This is a genomic window from Paraburkholderia sp. HC6.4b (genome assembly GCF_014200875.1).
Lineage (GTDB): Bacteria > Pseudomonadota > Gammaproteobacteria > Burkholderiales > Burkholderiaceae > Paraburkholderia > Paraburkholderia tuberum.
Genome location: NZ_JACHDC010000019.1, coordinates 85535 through 101360, shown reverse-complemented (window position 1 = coordinate 101360; position 15826 = coordinate 85535). Strand labels below are relative to the sequence as shown.

Sequence of the window (15826 nt, the reverse complement as noted above, 5' to 3'; positions counted from 1 at the left end):
CGCATCCTGGCGCCCGACACGAAGCAACCCGAAGGACCTCTGTCATGCTGCTGGCTCAAATTAGCGACCTGCATATCAAGCAACCCGGCGCACTCGCGTATCGCCGCGTCGATACCGCCCCCTACCTCGCGCGCTGCGTCGACGCGCTCAACGCGCTCACCCCGCGCCCCGACGCGGTGCTGATCACCGGCGACCTCGTCGATCAGGGCGCCCCCCAGCAGTACGCGCGCCTGAAAACACTGCTCGCGCCGCTCGCGATCCCCTACTTCCTGATGGTCGGCAATCACGACGAACGCAACGCGCTGCGCGCGGCGTTTGCCGAGCGCGAGGAATTGCTGAGCGGCGGCGAGTTCGTGCAGTACGCGCTCGACGTCGGCCCGCTGCGCGTGATCGCGCTCGATTCGCTAGTGCCCGGTTCGAGCGCCGGCATGCTGTGCGACACGCGGCTCGCGTGGCTCGAGCGGCAGCTCGATGCGGCGCGCGGCAAGCCGGTCGTGGTCGCGCTGCATCACCCGCCGTTCGCGTGCGGCATCGGGCATATGGACGAGATCCGGCTCGACCGGGCGGCGTCGCACAAGCTCGCGGCGTTGATCGCTCAGCATCCCAACGTCGAGCGCGTGCTCTGCGGGCACGTGCATCGGTCGATGTTCGTGCGCTTCGGCGGCACGATCGCGAGCGCGATTCCAGCGCCCGCGCACCAGGTGGCGCTCGATTTTCGCGAGGACGGACCGTCGGCGTTCGTGATGGAGCCGCCCGCGTATGCGCTCCATTACTACGATCCCGCGACGGGCATCGTCACGCATCATGCGTATGTCGACGCGGCCGACGGCCCGTATCCGTTCTACGACGCCGGCGCGTTGATCGACTGAACCGCCGGACACACTTCGCAACCGCCTGATACCGGATGCGCGGGCGAGCCTCGCGCGGCCGTCAGCACGAACACCGCCGCTCCGGTATGATCGGCACGCTTGAGGACCGCGCATGGGCCGGTCCGTCGATCCGCCCCTGTCATGTCCACTTCCGACGCTTCCACTTCCGCTTCCTCCGCCCGGTCGTTGCGCGGCGTGTTGCTGCTGCTCGCGACGATCGCCGGTGTCTCGGTCGCAAACATCTATTTCAACCAGCCGCTGCTCGATAACTTCCGCCAGTCGTTTCCGGGCAGCGCGTCATGGGTCGGCGCGGTGCCGGCCGTCACGCAGCTCGGCTACGCCGCCGGCATGCTGTTGCTCGCGCCGCTCGGCGATCGCTTCGACCGGCGTCTGCTGATCCTGCTGCAGATCGCCGGCCTGTGCGTCGCGCTCGTCATTGCGGCGTCGGCACCGACGCTCGCGGTGCTGATCGTCACGAGTCTCGCGATCGGCGTGCTCGCGACGATCGCGCAACAGGCGGTACCGTTCGCGGCCGAACTCGCGCCGCCGTCCGAGCGCGGCCACGCGGTCGGCACCGTGATGAGCGGCCTGCTGCTCGGCATCCTGCTCGCCCGGACCGCGGCGGGCATCGTCGCCGAATACTTCGGCTGGCGCGCGGTGTTTGGCGCATCGGTCGTCGCGCTGCTCGCACTCGCGGTCGTCATCATTTTGCGTTTGCCGAAGAGTCAGCCGACCTCGACGTTGCCGTACGGCAAGCTGCTCGTGTCGATGTGGCACCTGGTCACCGAGCATCGCGCGCTGCGCGAGGCATCGCTGACCGGTGCGGCGTTGTTCGGCGCGTTCAGCATTTTCTGGTCGGTGCTCGCGCTGCTGCTCGCGGGCGCGCCGTTTCATCTCGGGCCGCAGGCGGCAGGGCTGTTCGGTATCGTCGGCGCGGCCGGCGCGCTGGCCGCGCCGCTCGCCGGCAAGTTCGCCGACCAGCGTGGACCGCGCGCGATCATCACCGTGTCGCTCGTGCTGGTCGTCATCGCGTTCGTGATTTTCGGCGCTTCGGCGAAGAGCATCGCGGGACTCGTGGTCGGCGTGATCATTCTCGACATCGGCGTGCAGGCCGCGCAGATTTCGAATCAGTCGCGCATCTACGCCTTGAAGCCCGATGCGCGCAGTCGCGTGAATACCGTGTACATGGTCGCGTATTTCATCGGCGGGGCGCTGGGCTCGGGTGTCGGCGCGATCGTGTGGCCGGTGTTCGGGTGGATTGGCGTGACTATCGCGGGGATCGCGTTTGCCGCGCTCGGCGCGTGGAATCATTTGCGGTTGCCGGCGCGGGCTGGGCATTGATATCAGCCGGAGGATCGTCTGTAATGAACGACACGTGGCTCGATCTCGCTCGGTTCATCCGCGAAATGCGCACTCCCGCCGGGCTGCCTCTCGACGACAAGCTGACCCGTGACATGGATCTGTATCACGATCTGGATTGGGAGCCGGCGAAAATCGTCGAGGTGATGCAGGCATGGGCTGAGCGCTTCCATGTGGACCTGCGCGATTTCGACGTCGCTTACCACGTTCCATCCGCCAACATGCGCAAGCGCGACATCGTCGTGGCCGCGTTGAAGTCCCCGTTCAGTGCCAGCGCGCGAGAATTGCTCGGCGGACGTTCGCTTACCCTTGGGATGCTCGAAGAAGCGATGACGCGCGGAGTGTGGAAACAGGACTAGAAACGCCAACTACGGTCGAGTCGTTACACCCCGCCACCCCGCCCCAACGCATACTCATGCAGCGCATCGAGCACGCGATCGAACTCGAACGATTTGTCGTAAAAGTGCCGCACGCCATACTGCTCGCAGCGCTCGCGGTACGCGGGCAACGCGTGATTGGTCAGCACCGCCGCGAACATCGAATCGATCAGCCCCTCGCGCTGCAGATATGCGAGCACCGGCACGCCCGAGCCCAGCTTCAGCTGCAAATCGACGATCACCGCGTCGAACGCTTCGTCGCCGAGCAGCGAGATCGCCTGATCGGCGGAATCGGCATAAGCGGCCACGCGCAGCAGGCCCGACGCATCGATCGCCTCCACGAGGCTGCGGCGGATCAGCGGCGAATCCTCGATCAGCAGCACGCGCAACGGCGCGCGGCTGGCTGACTCGGTAGCGGGGTTCGGTTCGCTGTTCATCGGGATATCTCGATCGTCCGTCATTCGATCAGGCCATTCTTGATCGCGTAATACGTGAGGTCCGCGTTGTTCGCGAGACGCATCTTCTCGAGCACCCGCGCGCGATACGTGCTCACCGTTTTGACCGACAGATGCAGCTCTTCAGCAATCTCGGTCGGCAACTGGCCGGCCGCGAGCTTGCAGAAGATCTGGAATTCGCGCTCCGACAGCGCTTCATGCGGACGCCCGGCGGCAGGCTTGTCGAGATTGTCGGCAAGCGTATCGGCGACCGCCTCCGACAGATAGCGATGCCCACGCGCGACCGAGCGGATCGCGCGCACGATTTCTTCCGGCTCGCAGTCCTTGTTCAGATAGCCGCTCGCGCCCGCGCGCAGCAGATTGATCGCGTACTGGCTCTCGGGATAGCCCGATAGAATCAGCACGCCCTGCTCGGGACGCACCTGCTTGATCACACGCAACGTATCGATGCCGTTCTTGTCCGGCATCGCGATGTCGAGCAGCACGACGTCGAATGCCTGCTCGCGCACGAGGCCGATCGCTTCCTCGCCGGTGGCGGCCTCCGCGGCGACGCACATGTCCGGCTCGTCGGCGACGAACTGTCTGAATCCACCTCGAACGATCGCATGATCGTCAGCTATCAGCACTCGAATCATCGGTTGGGTTCCGTGCAAAGGGAGTCGCTCCGATGCGGACATGGTAATGATCCGGGGCCACGGCCGAACGCGCAATGCGAGGGCGGCTTCGCACCGCAGCTGCCGGCATTCCCGAGTTCGCCCGCGACCCGGTCCTTCGACGCTTCCGTGTCGCCTGCTGCGCTACTCGCGCCCCGCGAGCAGATCCGCCATATCGTCGGCATGTTCTTCTTCGACCGCGAGAATCTCCTCGAACAGCCGGCGCGTGGTCACGTCCTTCTCGCCGAGATACCGTACGATCTCGCGGTACGTGTCGATCGCGATGCGCTCCGCGATCAGGTTCTCGCGAATCATGTCGGTCAGATCGGTGCCTTCCTTGTATTCCGAATGCGCGCGTGCCTTGATGCCGTCCGGCGCGAAATCCGGTTCGCCGCCAAGCTGCACGATGCGCTCGGCGATGCGATCGGCGTGCTCCTGCTCCTCGGTTGCGTGCTCGGCAAATTCCCTCGCGACTGCTTCGGAATTGATGCCCTTCGCCATGAAGTAATGGCGCTTGTAGCGCAGCGTGCAGACGATCTCGGTGGCGAGCGCGTCGTTGAGCAGCTTGAGCACCGTCTCGCGATTCGCGCCATAGCTCTGCGTGACGGGACCATCCGACATATGCTTGCGCGCGTCCTCGCGGATCTTCTTGATGTCCATCACGAACGTGTCGCCAGATTGCTTCGTCATCGAACTTCTCCTTTATCCGGTATTGGGTGAATCGCGCATCAGCACGAATCGCGCCTGATGCGCCCAGGGTGGAATGACAGCGCGCTTCGAACCGGGCGCCTCAATCGGGGATTCAAACGCCGCGCGTTCACGCGCCCTGTTGACTACTGTTCCTACATTGCGTACTTCGCTGCCTACCTCATGTTGCGTTCATCCGGCTCGCGCGGCTAGGTTCGAAACACGCCGAGCAGCAACGTGACCACGAACACGACGAGGAAGATGTAGAACAGGATCTTCGCGATTTCGGCCGCGCCGGCCGCGATGCCGGTAAAGCCGAACACGGCTGCGATGATCGCAATCACGAAGAAGACGATGGCATAGTGAAGCATGGCATTTCTCCCTTTTGTTGGCCTTCCAATCGACTACCAGCAAATCGCTCGCCTGCTGTGAGGGCGCGGCTTGCCGCCACCGCGATGGCCGCGCTAATCGATCATTTTCTTCGTCACGACGAAGCCCAGCACGAGGAACACCACGCACAGCACGACAAAGACGAAGAACAGGAACTTCGCGATCGCCGCCGCGCCGGCCGCGATGCCGGTGAAGCCGAGAAGACCGGCGATCACCGCGACGATCGCGAAGAACAGTGCCCACTTCAACATGATGGCTTCCTCCCGAAACATTGCATGAACGATCGGGTCCATGCTATCGATGCGCGGCGCCGCGCGCATTCCGACGCTCGCCGTTTTTCGTGTGAGAATCCGCTTACATTGGGTTACGACGACATTACGCGCGCGGCTTCGCGCGATGCCGGAGTTGATGCCGGTGTCGATGCCCTCTTTCCGGAGCCGAAAGTGTCGAATCTGCAGAACCCGCCGGAACAAGCTGGCGCGCCCGCCACGGCGCGGCTCGCCGAGTGGATGCGCAATCGCAGCTGGGCGATCGCGATGACGGTGGCGATCGTGATCACGGTGGGAGGCCTCGTGATTCTGGAGACCGCGCGTCAGCGCATCACCGCCGAGTATGAGACCGCGCTTGAAGCGCGCGACGTCACCGTGCGACTGAGCACACTCGCGAGCGAGCTGTCGCGCCTCACCGCGCAACAAAACCAGTTTCTTCTGACGAAGGACGACGCATCCGCCCACGCGTTCTGCGCGAGCGCCGCGCGCATCCGCGACACCACGCAGCAGTTGGACCGCTTCTATCGCGGCGCCCGCGCGGACAGCGCGGAACTCGCGAGCTTCACGCAGATTCTCGCGCTGATCGACGCGCGCATCGGCGCGGGCGCCGCCGCGATGCAGCACGCCGCGCCGCATCCGCTCGATCTCGGCGCATGCGGGAGCGCGAGCGACATCAACCCGGCAGACGCGTCGTTGATCGACAGTACGCTCGCGCTGCTGCGCGACAACGAGGAGCGCCGCGCTCAGCACGCGCTGGCCGCGAGCCGCGCCGACCAGCGGCTGTCGACGCTGTGCGCGGCGGGTCTGTCGGCGCTGAACATCGTGCTGTTCATTCTGCTGTTTCGCAATCTCGGCATCCAGATCGACCGGCAGGCGCGCGCGCAGCGTCAGTTGATCACGCAGCAGGAGGAACTCGACCAGCTCGTCAACGAGCGCACGCGGCAGCTCGAAGCGCTCGGCTGGCATCTGCAGGCGGTCAGCGAAAACGAAAAGACCCAGCTCGCGCGCGAGTTGCACGACGAGCTCGGCGCGATTCTGACCGCATGCCGGATGGACGTCGCATGGGCGCGCCGCAAGCTGAAGGACAGCGAGCCGGACATCGCCGACAAGCTGCAGCGCGCACTCGCCAATCTCGACCAGGGCATCGCGTTGAAGCGGCGCATCATCGAGGACATGCGACCGACCGTGCTGGCCAATTTCGGGCTCGTTACCGCGCTGCGCACGCTCGCCGACGAAGCCGCGCAGCGCAACAACTGGACGCTCGAGCTGCACCTGCCCGCCGACGATATCCAGCTCGACGAGCAGACCGAAATCGCGCTGTTTCGGGTCGCACAGGAATCGCTGACGAACGCCGCCAAGTACGCGCGGGCCTCGAAGGTCGGAATCGCATTGCGGGTCGGCGACGGCGAGGTCGCGCTGCATATCGCGGACAACGGCGTCGGCATCATGCCGGCCGACCTGAAGCGCACACATACGCACGGCCTGCTCGGCATGCGTCAGCGCGTGGCCGCGCATGGCGGGCGCTTCGACATCCGCCGTGGCGCGCAAAACGGCACCGACATCGACGTCGTGATGCCGAGCGCGAGCGCCGCGACGCCTTCGGTCGACCAGCCGCTGACGTCGCCGGCCACGCCGCCCACTTCGTCGCAAAGCCCCGTCTGACAGATGCTCGCCGCAGCGCCCCCAAGCCGTTGTAGGAGTGCGCCGACGCAAACACCGGAGCACGCCTACGACAAAATCGCGGCACGGCCGACAGCGCCGCCCCCGCCCTTTTTTTACCATGCAAATAGACCGGTTCGAAACCGGATCGAGACCTAATCGACTGGCATGGCCCCGGTCGGACGACATCAACCGATGCATTCTCGACAAGGAGAAGTTTCATGACTCGACTGATCGCTTTGCTAGTGCTCGCAGGAACTGCCATGCTTGTCACCGGCTGCAACACGATGGCGGGCGCCGGCGAAGATATTTCGAAGGGCGGCCACGCCATCACGAACGAGGCGGATAAGGCGAAATAAGCCGGCACATGGCAGCAGGATTTGCAAAGCCCGTCGCGGGATGCCGCTGCGGGCTTTTTTTTCGTGAATGATTGCGTGCTGGCTGGCACTCGACGCGACGCGTTTTCAGAACGCGATGAAACGGCACGGCGATCCGCGAGGGCGCGGAGCTGGCGGCAAGGCTTTGACAGCGGGCGCGCGGTTCGACGAGAACCGCGCCGCTATCAGGCGCTGCGCTTGTTCCGGTAATCGAACCAGAAAGACAGGCCGACGCTGATCAGAATCACGATCGTCGCGATTACCGTCGAGCGGGTGACCGGCTCGCCGAGCAGCAGCGCGCCCAGCGCGACCGCGACGACCGGATTCACGTACATGCAGCTGCTCGCGATGATGGGGCTCGTGTGGCGAATCAGATAACCGTAGGCGACGTACGCCGCCATCGTCCCAATCAACATCAGATACAGGAACGCGACGAGAGGCAGAAAATGCAGCTCGAGCATCCGCTCGCCCGACGCCCATGCGACCAGCGTCGACATCGCGCCGCCGAGGCCGATCTGCAGCGAGGTCGACAGAAACAGGTCCGACGGCAGCTTCAGCTGCCCGGCCAGATGCGCGCCGCCGGCCCAGAACAGCGCGCCGCACAGAATCGCGAGACTGCCGCCCGTCGAGCCCGGCGTGCTGTCGCCGTGACTCAGAATCACGATGCCGGCGAGCCCCAGCCCGACCGCGAACCATTCGCCGCGGCCGATCTTGCGTCCGGCGACGACCGCGATCACGGTCGCGAACAGCGGCACGGTCGCGACCATCACGGCCGCGGTGCCGGTGCCGACCGTGCGCATGCCGTAGGCGAGCATGCCGCTCGACAGACCCACCAGCATGGTGCCGACGAGGCCCGCGTTGCGGATTTCGGCGAAGCTCGGCCAGATCGGCTTGCGGCGCGCGGCGAACACGAACAGACCGATGCCGGCGAACAGGTTGCGCAAGCCCGACATCAGCAGCGGCGGGAACGAGCCGAGCGCGACGTGCACGCCGAGGTACGTCGAGCCCCACACCAGATAAACGACGGCAAGCGCGAGCGCGATCCGCCCGTTGCGCGACTGCGGCAGACGCAGCGGCCAGCCGCGCGGAGAAAAAGCTGAACGTTGCAGCAACATGCTTCAGTCCGCCGTCGCCACTCGACCCGCGCGATGCGCTCGATGCCCGCGAGGCGCCGAGCCTGCGTCGATACCTTTCGGGCGGGATGGCGGGCACCGCATCGGCGATGCGGTCGGACGGGCGAGGCTGGCGGACATGTCGGTGGAACGGGAAGACGATGGGCGGCGCCGGAAGCGCCAGAAACGGCGGTGGCGGCCGCGCCGGTCAGAACGACACGATGCAACGCGGCCGCGCTGCGCGGCCGCAAGCTTGGCAAAGCCCCGGCGCGCACCGCATTATGCAGTAAGCGCCGAGAACGCCACGCGAGAGAATCGTAACTTTTGGGTTTCCCGCAACAGAAAAGCCGGGGACGCATCCCCGGCTTGCGGTGTCGGATCCGTTCGATGCGCGGCCGTGCATCGGCAGGATCGCTAAGCGCCCTCGGCGCCGACTCAGTTGCCCATCGCGCCCGACGCCTCGTGTTTCATCGCGTCGCCGCCCTTTTTCATCGAGCCGTGCTTCATCGTGTCCTTTTTCATGCCGTCCTTCGACATGCTGTCTTTGGACATCGAATCTTTCGACATCGCATTCTTCGACATCTCATCGTTCGACATCGCGCCGCTCGCCTGCGCGAAGGCCGCGCCGCCGCTTGCCAGCATCAACAACGCGATCGTGGTAACTGCAATCTTCTTCATGGGATGACTCCTTGGTGGTGGATGAATCGAAGCCGGCGAGAGCCGGCGTGCTTCCGAAGCCGCTGCCGCAAGCGCGCGTGCGCCCGCATGCGTCAGGAGCCTCCGAACCAGTTGTAGCCCTGGTCGACCCAATAGCCGCCGGGATACGTGTTGGTGACGAATATTTCGACGATGTGCTTCGGATTCTTGTAGCCGAGCTTGGTCGGCATGCGCAGCTTCATCGGGTAGCCGTATTTCGCGGGCAGCCGTTCGCCGTCGTAGGAAAACGTCAGCAGCGTTTGCGGATGCAAAGCGGTCGGCATGTCGATGCTTTCGTAGTAGTCGTCCGCACATTTGAAGCCGACGTACTTCGCCGTCGTGTCCGCGCCGACGCGCCGCAGAAAATCGCCGAATGGCGTGCCGCCCCAGCGGCCGATCGCGCTCCAGCCTTCGACGCAGATATGTCGCGTGATCTGCTCGCCATGTGGCAGCGCGTACAGCTCGGGCAGCGTCCACACGCGCTGGCCGGTCACGAGACCGCTCAGCTTCAATTGATAATCTGAGCCGTCGACGTGCGGCACGTCGTCGATGCCGTAGTACGCGTTGAAGGGAAACGGCCGCGTGATCTGCGCTTCGGTGTAGGTCGGCGCGAGCTGCTTCGGATCGAACAGCGCGGCCTGCGCGCGATCGTTCAGCCGCGACACGGCTGTCAGGAAACGGTTCACGGAAGCGTCGTCGGTCAACGAGCAGCCGGTCAGCATCGACAGGCCGCCGAGCGTCAAGAGCTGCTTGCCGAACAGGCGTCGCGACGGCATCGCCAGTTCGCGCTTCGCATCGAGCAGGATCGATGCGCGGTCGAGCTTGTGGCTCACACGATGTGTGGATGGGTCCGCTGGTTTCTCTATCGGCTTGTTCATGATTCGGTATCCGTTTGGAATTCGCGTTGCGATTTCATGAGCGTGAGCATGCGCATGGGTAGCCGCGGGCTCAACGTCCGCGCAACATCGCGAGCAACGAGCGCGGCACGAGCGCGACCATCGCCAGATGCACGGCGAGAAACGCGGCCAGCAGCGACATCGCGCTGAAGTGCACGATGCGCGCGTTGTCGTAGCCGCCCATCAGTTCGCGCAGCAGCGGAAACTGCACCGACTTCCAGATCGCGAGCCCCGATAGCACGAGCACGATCAGATCGGCGATCGCGAACAGGTAGGCGAATTTCTGCACCGCGTTGTAGACGCGCAGATCGCCATGCGAAAGCTTCCCGCGCAACGCGGCGACGAAATCGCGCAGTACCGCGCGCGGCGTCAGCGGCAGGAACTTGCGCACGAAACGCCCGCTCGCGAGATTCAGCGCGACATACATGAGGCCGTTGAACACCAGCAGCCACATCGCCGCGAAGTGCCATTGCAGCGCCCCGCCGAGCCAGCCGCCCAGCGTGATCGCGGTCGGGAAGGTGAACGCCGGGAAGATCGGCGACGCGTCGTAGATGCGCCAGCCCGACAGCATCATCACGATCGCCGCGAGCGCATTCAGCCAATGCGTGATGCGCAGCCACAGCGGATGAATGGCGCCGCGCTTCGGCGCGGTGGGCGCGGCGGGTGCGCTGGGGCGCAAGGCGTGGGGTGTGGACATGGGGCTCTCCTCGAGCAGCGGTAGTGAATGCGGCGCGCGCGAGGTCGATCAACGGCACGCGGGAAGGTCGGTCGCTTGCAGCACGTCGCCGCTCGCGTCGCTTTCGACGAACGCGACCACGCCGAAGCGGCCGGCGGCGTTGGCGCTCGGATCGGCTTGCGCATCGACGCTCGCAGCGTGTACATCGATGTCCTGATGAATCCGCGCGTGACCGGAGACGAGGGGCACCGGCCCGAACCAGGCGCGCACGACGCGCTCGTGATGCAGCGTCGCGCCGCGGTTTTCGCCCGCGCCGACCTGCGTCGTCAGCGCGTTCTCATAGATCGCGAGATAGGCGCTCAACGCACCCGTGGCGGCGGCTGCCGTCGTGCTGAACTGCGCATCGACATCGAACGCGCCGGGCGCACGCGGGCTCAGCGCAAGTGCGACGCTCGCCTGGGCGGGTTCGGCGACGAGCTCGTCGATGCGGCGCTCGAAACTGTCGCGTTGCGACCAGTCGCGCAGCTCGCGGCCGGCGACGAACACTTCCGGCGTATAGAGCGTGTGCGCGCCCGCGAGACGCGTCAGCGTTTGCTGACGTTCGGTGAAGCGATGCTGGGAAAAGCGGTCGGTCCAGCCGAGGCTGTTCCAGTAGTCGACGTGCAGCGCGAGCGGCACGATGCCGTGCGCGGCGCCGTCGCTTTTCCATTGACTGAGCCAGCGGTCGGCGGGCGGGCAGCTATCGCAGCCCTCGCTGCTGTACAGCTCGACGAGCGCGACGCGGTGCGCGGGGCTGTGCGTGGCGCATAGGGGCCCGGCCGCGTCGGCCGCACTGATGCCAGAACCGCTCAGCAGAAAAAGCGCGAGGCCGACGGCGGGCGTCGAAAAAGTCGTAAAGCGTTGAAGTATCGAGCGATTGTGCGCGGTCGACATGACGTGCTCCGATCGTAATCTGCACGTTTGTCGAGCCGCGCGGCCGGTTATGACAAGCCTCTTTTAATTTTTTTCCGGCGCGGGACGAGCCAGCCAAAGCTCGCCCGCGACTCAGTCGTAACTGACCACCACCGTCACGCGCGTGTCCATATCGGTGCGCTTCGCGTTCAGCGACAGCACGCCGCCCGCGCGATCGACCGCGTAGTGGCCGTCGCGGGCCGTCGCGACACGCCCGGTGCCATCGACGAACCGCGCCGCCACCAGATCGCGCGACTGCGTGCCGCCGTTCACTTCGAGCGCGACATCGGCCCCGCTGACGACGCCCGGCGGCGCGCTGAACGTCACCGTGCGCGAGAAGCGCTGACCCGCCACGCTCGCGCTACCGACGGCGACGCCAATGGGCGCCGTATCCACGCTGATCTGCATCGGCGGTGCAACGATCATCCCCACGAACCGGATCACGCCGCCCGTCGCCGTCGATGCCGCCGGCGCCGCCAGCGGCGCGGCAAGCAATGCCACCACCGCGACTGTGCGACCGAACGTTCGCCACCGCCTGCTTTCCGCTTTCATGTGCACCTCTTTGTCAATCGGCGCGAGTCGCCTCGCGCCATTCACGCTCCATCCCGCGAATCGCTTCGCTGGAGTGCGGCCTTCGCTGCACTTTGTTTAACGGCAATCCTCTGACTGGCTTGAACGCAATGCGGACCACCCCGCTTTCTTCTCGCACCGCACAAAAACGGTCAATCGACGGGCGCGACGTCGCAAACGGAGCTGCGTGAGACAGCGTGCTAACATCGAACTTTCGTCTCGCTGCTGCCGCGCGGCCTCACGCTTTGTCGCCCGGCACCTCTCGATCGCTTTTCCCCAACACCTGGTCGTTTTGCCCGTGACTTCTCTGCGTCGTCCGACTTTCCGTGCTCTCGCCCGCTTGCGCCCATGCCGCGCAGGCGAGTGCGCGCGCGCGGACGTCGCGTCGCACGGCCCCGGCGAGACGTCCCGAACGGTCCCGCTTCACGCCGCCCGGCGCCCTCGCTGACGCAGCCCGCCAATACCCAGGGCCGCGTCGCCGGGCACCGGGCTCTCCCATTCGTCCACTCATCCGCCGACCACCCCATGGGTCGTTGCATGCGGCCATCCATGACCGCCTTATCCGGAGTCCTGATGATGAAGAAGATCAAAACCTGCTACCTGACCGAACTCGACGTAACCCGCCTCGAGAAATACGCGGCCACCGACGCCAAGTTGCAGCACATGCTCGACGATGTGCTCGAACGCGCGGTGATCGTCGACTCGCACGACATCCCCGCCGACGTCGTCACGATGAACTCGCAAGCGACGCTGATCGACACAGCGAGCGGCGAACAGATGACGTGGACCGTCGTCTATCCGCCCAACGCCGATTTCGCGCAAGGGCGCCTGAACGTGTTCTCGCCGGCTGGCCTCGCGCTGCTCGGCGCGCGCCGCGGCGAGAGCATCCGTTTCACGCCACCCAGCGGCGATCAGAAAGTGCTCAAGCTCGACAAAATCCTGTATCAGCCTGAAGCCGCCGACGATTTTTCACTGTAAGGCGGCCGTTCCCTCGCTGTAAGTTGCCTTGTCTGATGCGGTCTCGAATCAAGCATAGGAGATGTCTGGTTTCATCCGGACCAGTTTTTTTGAGTCATTCAGACAGGTTGCCAAACCGCGGGCGGGCGGTGTATCGTGTGCGCTGCTAACGCGGGGGTCCTGCGTAGCGCGGAGCTGGAGGTCCGTGTTGCGTGGGTGAGAAATACCCTTTGAACCTGATCTGGATAATGCCAGCGCAGGGAAGCGTACGGATTTCGCTCCAGCCTCAAGGGCCTCACCTCTCCGCGATTTCCGACTACTTCCATCTCGGTCTCCTGCTTAGCCGCCCCACTTTGTACGGAGACTTACATGAACGCCAATCCGAAGTTTATTTCCGCCGAAGCCCATGTGGACGAGGCCGCCGTCGCGCCGTTGCCGAATTCGCGCAAGGTCTACGTGACCGGCTCGCGCCCGGACATCCGCGTGCCGATGCGCGAAATCTCGCAGGCCGACACGCCCGACAGCTTCGGCGGCGAAAAGAATCCGCCGATCTACGTGTACGACACGTCGGGCCCCTACTCCGACCCGGACGCGGAGATCGACATCCGCGCGGGTCTGCCCGCGCTGCGCGAGGCGTGGATCAAGGAGCGCGGCGACACCGAGCCGCTGACCGGTCTGTCGAGCAGCTTCAGCCGCGAGCGCGCCGCCGATCCGGCCACCGCGCAGCTGCGTTTTCCGGGACTGCATCGCACGCCGCGCCGCGCGATCGCCGGCAGGAACGTGACGCAGATGCACTACGCGAAGCAAGGCCTCATCACGCCGGAAATGGAATACATCGCGATTCGCGAAAACCAGCGCCGTGCCGAGTACCTCGAGACCCTGAAGACGAGCGGCCCGAACGGCGCGAAGCTCGCCGCGATGATGGGCCGTCAGCACCCCGGCCAGGCATTCGGCGCGAGCGCGTTCGGTCCGAACGGCCTCACCGAAATCACCGCGGAATTCGTGCGCGAGGAAATCGCGCGCGGCCGCGCGATCATCCCGAACAACATCAATCACCCGGAAAGCGAGCCGATGATCATCGGCCGCAACTTCCTCGTGAAGGTCAATGCGAACATCGGCAACTCGGCGGTGACATCGTCGATCGGCGAGGAAGTCGACAAGATGACGTGGGCGATCCGCTGGGGCGGCGACACGGTGATGGATCTGTCGACCGGCAAGCACATTCATGAAACGCGCGAATGGATCATCCGCAACAGCCCGGTGCCGATCGGCACGGTGCCGATCTATCAGGCGCTCGAAAAGGTCAACGGCAAAGCTGAAGACCTCACCTGGGAAATCTTCCGCGACACGCTGATCGAGCAGGCCGAGCAAGGCGTCGACTACTTCACGATCCACGCGGGCGTGCGTCTGCAATATGTGCCGCTCACGGCGAACCGGATGACCGGCATCGTGTCGCGCGGCGGCTCGATCATGGCGAAGTGGTGTCTCGCGCATCACAAGGAAAGCTTCCTGTACGAGCATTTCGAAGAGATCTGCGAAATCATGAAGGCCTACGACGTGGCCTTCTCGCTCGGCGACGGCCTGCGTCCCGGCTCGATCTACGACGCGAACGACGAAGCGCAACTGGGCGAGCTGAAGACGCTCGGCGAACTCACGCAGATCGCGTGGAAGCACGACGTGCAGGTGATGATCGAAGGTCCGGGCCATGTGCCGATGCAGCTGATCAAGGAAAACATGGACCTGCAGCTCGACTGGTGCGACGAGGCGCCGTTCTACACGCTCGGGCCGCTGACCACCGACATCGCGCCGGGCTACGACCACATCACGTCGGGCATTGGCGCCGCGATGATCGGCTGGTTCGGCACCGCGATGCTGTGCTACGTGACGCCGAAGGAACACCTCGGTCTGCCGAACAAGGACGACGTGAAGACCGGCATCATCACGTACAAGCTCGCCGCGCATGCCGCCGATCTCGCGAAGGGTCATCCGGGTGCGCAGGTGCGCGACAACGCGCTGTCGAAGGCGCGCTTCGAATTCCGCTGGGAAGACCAGTTCAATCTCGGTCTCGACCCGGACAAGGCGCGCGAATTCCACGACGAAACGCTGCCGAAGGATTCGGCCAAGGTCGCGCATTTCTGCTCGATGTGCGGCCCGCACTTCTGCTCGATGAAGATCACCCAGGACGTACGCGAGTTCGCCGCGCAACAAGGCGTCACCGACGACGAAGCGCTGAAGAAAGGCATGGAAGTAAAGTCGATCGAGTTCATGAAGCAAGGCGCGGAGATTTATCAGCGGCAATGAGCGGGTTGCGCGATTCGCGCGAACCAGCACTGCAGTATCGAAGCCCGCCGGCATGGCGGGCTTTTCTTTTCCACCGCATCGAGCAGGCACGTTGCGTGCTGAGAGAAGGAAACATCTGTTTCCAACAACGAGCGGAGTCAGCATCATGAAATCGATCCGTCATCTCGGTACTCGTCTTGGTACGGTCGCAGCCGCCCTTTCACTTGTCGCGGGTCTCGCGGCATGCGGCGACATGTCCCCACGCACACGCGATACCGCGATCGGCGCGGGTGTCGGCGGCGCCGCTGGCGCGGCGATCGGTGGCAGCGGCTTGTCGACGTTGGGCGGCGCGGCGGTAGGCGGCGTCATCGGTAACCAGGTCGGCAAGTGAGCGGCAAGTGAGCGTTGCGTCCGATGACGCGTCCAACGATTCATATAGGATAGCAAACGATTTTTTCGGACCACGATCCGGACTGCCGAGGGCGCCGGATGCGGTGCGCCCTTGTCCCGACAACGCGCGTGGAAATAGGCTGAAATATGCGGTTGCGGTTTTGCCACAGCGCTGCCGCGGCAAGAGCGTAAGCTCCTCATAA

General features: G+C 64.9%; 19 protein-coding genes and 1 riboswitch. Of the genes, 8 read left to right on the top strand and 11 right to left on the bottom strand.

Going from position 1 to position 15826, the window contains the following annotated elements; genetic code table 11:
* The first annotated feature begins 44 nt into the window (after positions 1-44).
* The 3 genes from HDG34_RS26970 (at position 45) to HDG34_RS26960 (ending at position 2587) form a co-directional block, all read left to right on the top strand.
* A complete protein-coding gene (locus tag HDG34_RS26970; protein ID WP_184063803.1) occupies positions 45-869 on the top strand; it encodes a phosphodiesterase in 825 nt (274 codons plus the stop codon).
* Positions 870-1010: 141 nt separating this feature from the next.
* Positions 1011-2210: an MFS transporter gene (locus HDG34_RS26965; RefSeq protein ID WP_184063800.1), complete on the top strand. Its 1200-nt coding sequence runs from the start codon at positions 1011-1013 to the stop codon at positions 2208-2210.
* Between the two features lie 23 nt (positions 2211-2233).
* The gene (locus HDG34_RS26960) at positions 2234-2587 is read left to right on the top strand and encodes a DUF1493 family protein (RefSeq protein WP_184063797.1); all 354 of its coding nucleotides are present in this window, start codon (positions 2234-2236) and stop codon (positions 2585-2587) included.
* Between the two features lie 23 nt (positions 2588-2610).
* Here HDG34_RS26960 and HDG34_RS26955 read toward each other — a convergent pair whose 3' ends face one another.
* From HDG34_RS26955 to HDG34_RS26935, 5 genes are all read right to left on the bottom strand, one after another.
* The gene (locus HDG34_RS26955; RefSeq protein WP_184063793.1) at positions 2611-3042 is read right to left on the bottom strand and encodes a response regulator; all 432 of its coding nucleotides are present in this window, start codon (positions 3040-3042) and stop codon (positions 2611-2613) included.
* Positions 3043-3062: 20 nt separating this feature from the next.
* Entirely contained in the window at positions 3063-3695 is a 633-nt protein-coding gene (locus HDG34_RS26950) for a response regulator transcription factor (RefSeq protein ID WP_184063791.1), read from the bottom strand.
* Between the two features lie 162 nt (positions 3696-3857).
* Positions 3858-4403 carry a bacterioferritin gene (locus HDG34_RS26945; protein ID WP_184063788.1) on the bottom strand — a complete coding sequence of 182 codons (546 nt, stop codon included), beginning with the start codon at positions 4401-4403 and terminating at the stop codon, positions 3858-3860.
* Between the two features lie 206 nt (positions 4404-4609).
* Entirely contained in the window at positions 4610-4771 is a 162-nt protein-coding gene (locus HDG34_RS26940; protein WP_006052455.1) for a DUF1328 domain-containing protein, read from the bottom strand.
* A 93-nt stretch (positions 4772-4864) separates the two neighbouring features.
* On the bottom strand, positions 4865-5041 hold the full coding sequence (locus HDG34_RS26935; RefSeq protein WP_090805380.1) for a DUF1328 family protein: 177 nt from the start codon (positions 5039-5041) through the stop codon (positions 4865-4867).
* 24 nt (positions 5042-5065) lie between these two features.
* Here HDG34_RS26935 and HDG34_RS26930 point away from each other — a divergent pair, with 24 nt between their 5' ends.
* Positions 5066-6721 carry a sensor histidine kinase gene (locus tag HDG34_RS26930; protein WP_260321353.1) on the top strand — a complete coding sequence of 552 codons (1656 nt, stop codon included), beginning with the start codon at positions 5066-5068 and terminating at the stop codon, positions 6719-6721.
* 218 nt (positions 6722-6939) lie between these two features.
* On the top strand, positions 6940-7077 hold the full coding sequence (locus HDG34_RS26925; protein ID WP_018421109.1) for an entericidin A/B family lipoprotein: 138 nt from the start codon (positions 6940-6942) through the stop codon (positions 7075-7077).
* A gap of 203 nt (positions 7078-7280) precedes the next feature.
* On the opposite strand, the gene HDG34_RS26920 is transcribed toward HDG34_RS26925, so the two are convergent.
* From HDG34_RS26920 to HDG34_RS26895, 6 genes are all read right to left on the bottom strand, one after another.
* Complete coding sequence (locus HDG34_RS26920; RefSeq protein WP_184063785.1) at positions 7281-8210, bottom strand: EamA family transporter; 930 nt, start codon at positions 8208-8210, stop codon at positions 7281-7283.
* A gap of 432 nt (positions 8211-8642) precedes the next feature.
* Positions 8643-8885 (bottom strand): pentapeptide MXKDX repeat protein, encoded by a 243-nt coding sequence (locus HDG34_RS26915; RefSeq protein WP_184063782.1) that lies wholly within the window; start codon positions 8883-8885, stop codon positions 8643-8645.
* Between the two features lie 92 nt (positions 8886-8977).
* Positions 8978-9781, bottom strand: coding sequence for a molybdopterin-dependent oxidoreductase (locus tag HDG34_RS26910; RefSeq protein WP_184063779.1), 804 nt, complete (start codon positions 9779-9781; stop codon positions 8978-8980).
* 70 nt (positions 9782-9851) lie between these two features.
* Positions 9852-10496 carry a cytochrome b/b6 domain-containing protein gene (locus tag HDG34_RS26905; protein ID WP_184063776.1) on the bottom strand — a complete coding sequence of 215 codons (645 nt, stop codon included), beginning with the start codon at positions 10494-10496 and terminating at the stop codon, positions 9852-9854.
* Between the two features lie 48 nt (positions 10497-10544).
* Complete coding sequence (locus tag HDG34_RS26900; RefSeq protein ID WP_184063773.1) at positions 10545-11408, bottom strand: thioredoxin family protein; 864 nt, start codon at positions 11406-11408, stop codon at positions 10545-10547.
* Positions 11409-11519: 111 nt separating this feature from the next.
* Positions 11520-11978 (bottom strand): hypothetical protein, encoded by a 459-nt coding sequence (locus HDG34_RS26895; protein ID WP_184063770.1) that lies wholly within the window; start codon positions 11976-11978, stop codon positions 11520-11522.
* A gap of 594 nt (positions 11979-12572) precedes the next feature.
* Here HDG34_RS26895 and HDG34_RS26890 point away from each other — a divergent pair.
* The 3 genes from HDG34_RS26890 to HDG34_RS26880 all read left to right on the top strand — a co-directional run bounded on the left by HDG34_RS26890 (position 12573) and on the right by HDG34_RS26880 (position 15624).
* Positions 12573-12974 (top strand): GreA/GreB family elongation factor, encoded by a 402-nt coding sequence (locus HDG34_RS26890; RefSeq protein ID WP_184064138.1) that lies wholly within the window; start codon positions 12573-12575, stop codon positions 12972-12974.
* Between the two features lie 142 nt (positions 12975-13116).
* Positions 13117-13234, top strand: a riboswitch (TPP riboswitch).
* 88 nt (positions 13235-13322) lie between these two features.
* Positions 13323-15254 carry a phosphomethylpyrimidine synthase ThiC gene (thiC, locus tag HDG34_RS26885; RefSeq protein WP_184063766.1) on the top strand — a complete coding sequence of 644 codons (1932 nt, stop codon included), beginning with the start codon at positions 13323-13325 and terminating at the stop codon, positions 15252-15254.
* Positions 15255-15399: 145 nt separating this feature from the next.
* Positions 15400-15624 (top strand): glycine zipper 2TM domain-containing protein, encoded by a 225-nt coding sequence (locus tag HDG34_RS26880; protein ID WP_184047976.1) that lies wholly within the window; start codon positions 15400-15402, stop codon positions 15622-15624.
* Positions 15625-15826 lie beyond the last annotated feature (202 nt).

Coding starts and splice junctions, on each gene's coding strand:
- HDG34_RS26970 (WP_184063803.1), top strand. CDS start 45: ATGCTGCTGGCTCAAATTAGCGACCTGCATATCAAGCAACCCGGCGCA.
- HDG34_RS26965 (WP_184063800.1), top strand. CDS start 1,011: ATGTCCACTTCCGACGCTTCCACTTCCGCTTCCTCCGCCCGGTCGTTG.
- HDG34_RS26960 (WP_184063797.1), top strand. CDS start 2,234: ATGAACGACACGTGGCTCGATCTCGCTCGGTTCATCCGCGAAATGCGC.
- HDG34_RS26955 (WP_184063793.1), bottom strand. CDS start 3,042: ATGAACAGCGAACCGAACCCCGCTACCGAGTCAGCCAGCCGCGCGCCG.
- HDG34_RS26950 (WP_184063791.1), bottom strand. CDS start 3,695: ATGATTCGAGTGCTGATAGCTGACGATCATGCGATCGTTCGAGGTGGA.
- HDG34_RS26945 (WP_184063788.1), bottom strand. CDS start 4,403: ATGACGAAGCAATCTGGCGACACGTTCGTGATGGACATCAAGAAGATC.
- HDG34_RS26940 (WP_006052455.1), bottom strand. CDS start 4,771: ATGCTTCACTATGCCATCGTCTTCTTCGTGATTGCGATCATCGCAGCC.
- HDG34_RS26935 (WP_090805380.1), bottom strand. CDS start 5,041: ATGTTGAAGTGGGCACTGTTCTTCGCGATCGTCGCGGTGATCGCCGGT.
- HDG34_RS26930 (WP_260321353.1), top strand. CDS start 5,066: ATGAACGATCGGGTCCATGCTATCGATGCGCGGCGCCGCGCGCATTCC.
- HDG34_RS26925 (WP_018421109.1), top strand. CDS start 6,940: ATGACTCGACTGATCGCTTTGCTAGTGCTCGCAGGAACTGCCATGCTT.
- HDG34_RS26920 (WP_184063785.1), bottom strand. CDS start 8,210: ATGTTGCTGCAACGTTCAGCTTTTTCTCCGCGCGGCTGGCCGCTGCGT.
- HDG34_RS26915 (WP_184063782.1), bottom strand. CDS start 8,885: ATGAAGAAGATTGCAGTTACCACGATCGCGTTGTTGATGCTGGCAAGC.
- HDG34_RS26910 (WP_184063779.1), bottom strand. CDS start 9,781: ATGAACAAGCCGATAGAGAAACCAGCGGACCCATCCACACATCGTGTG.
- HDG34_RS26905 (WP_184063776.1), bottom strand. CDS start 10,496: ATGTCCACACCCCACGCCTTGCGCCCCAGCGCACCCGCCGCGCCCACC.
- HDG34_RS26900 (WP_184063773.1), bottom strand. CDS start 11,408: ATGTCGACCGCGCACAATCGCTCGATACTTCAACGCTTTACGACTTTT.
- HDG34_RS26895 (WP_184063770.1), bottom strand. CDS start 11,978: ATGAAAGCGGAAAGCAGGCGGTGGCGAACGTTCGGTCGCACAGTCGCG.
- HDG34_RS26890 (WP_184064138.1), top strand. CDS start 12,573: ATGAAGAAGATCAAAACCTGCTACCTGACCGAACTCGACGTAACCCGC.
- thiC (WP_184063766.1), top strand. CDS start 13,323: ATGAACGCCAATCCGAAGTTTATTTCCGCCGAAGCCCATGTGGACGAG.
- HDG34_RS26880 (WP_184047976.1), top strand. CDS start 15,400: ATGAAATCGATCCGTCATCTCGGTACTCGTCTTGGTACGGTCGCAGCC.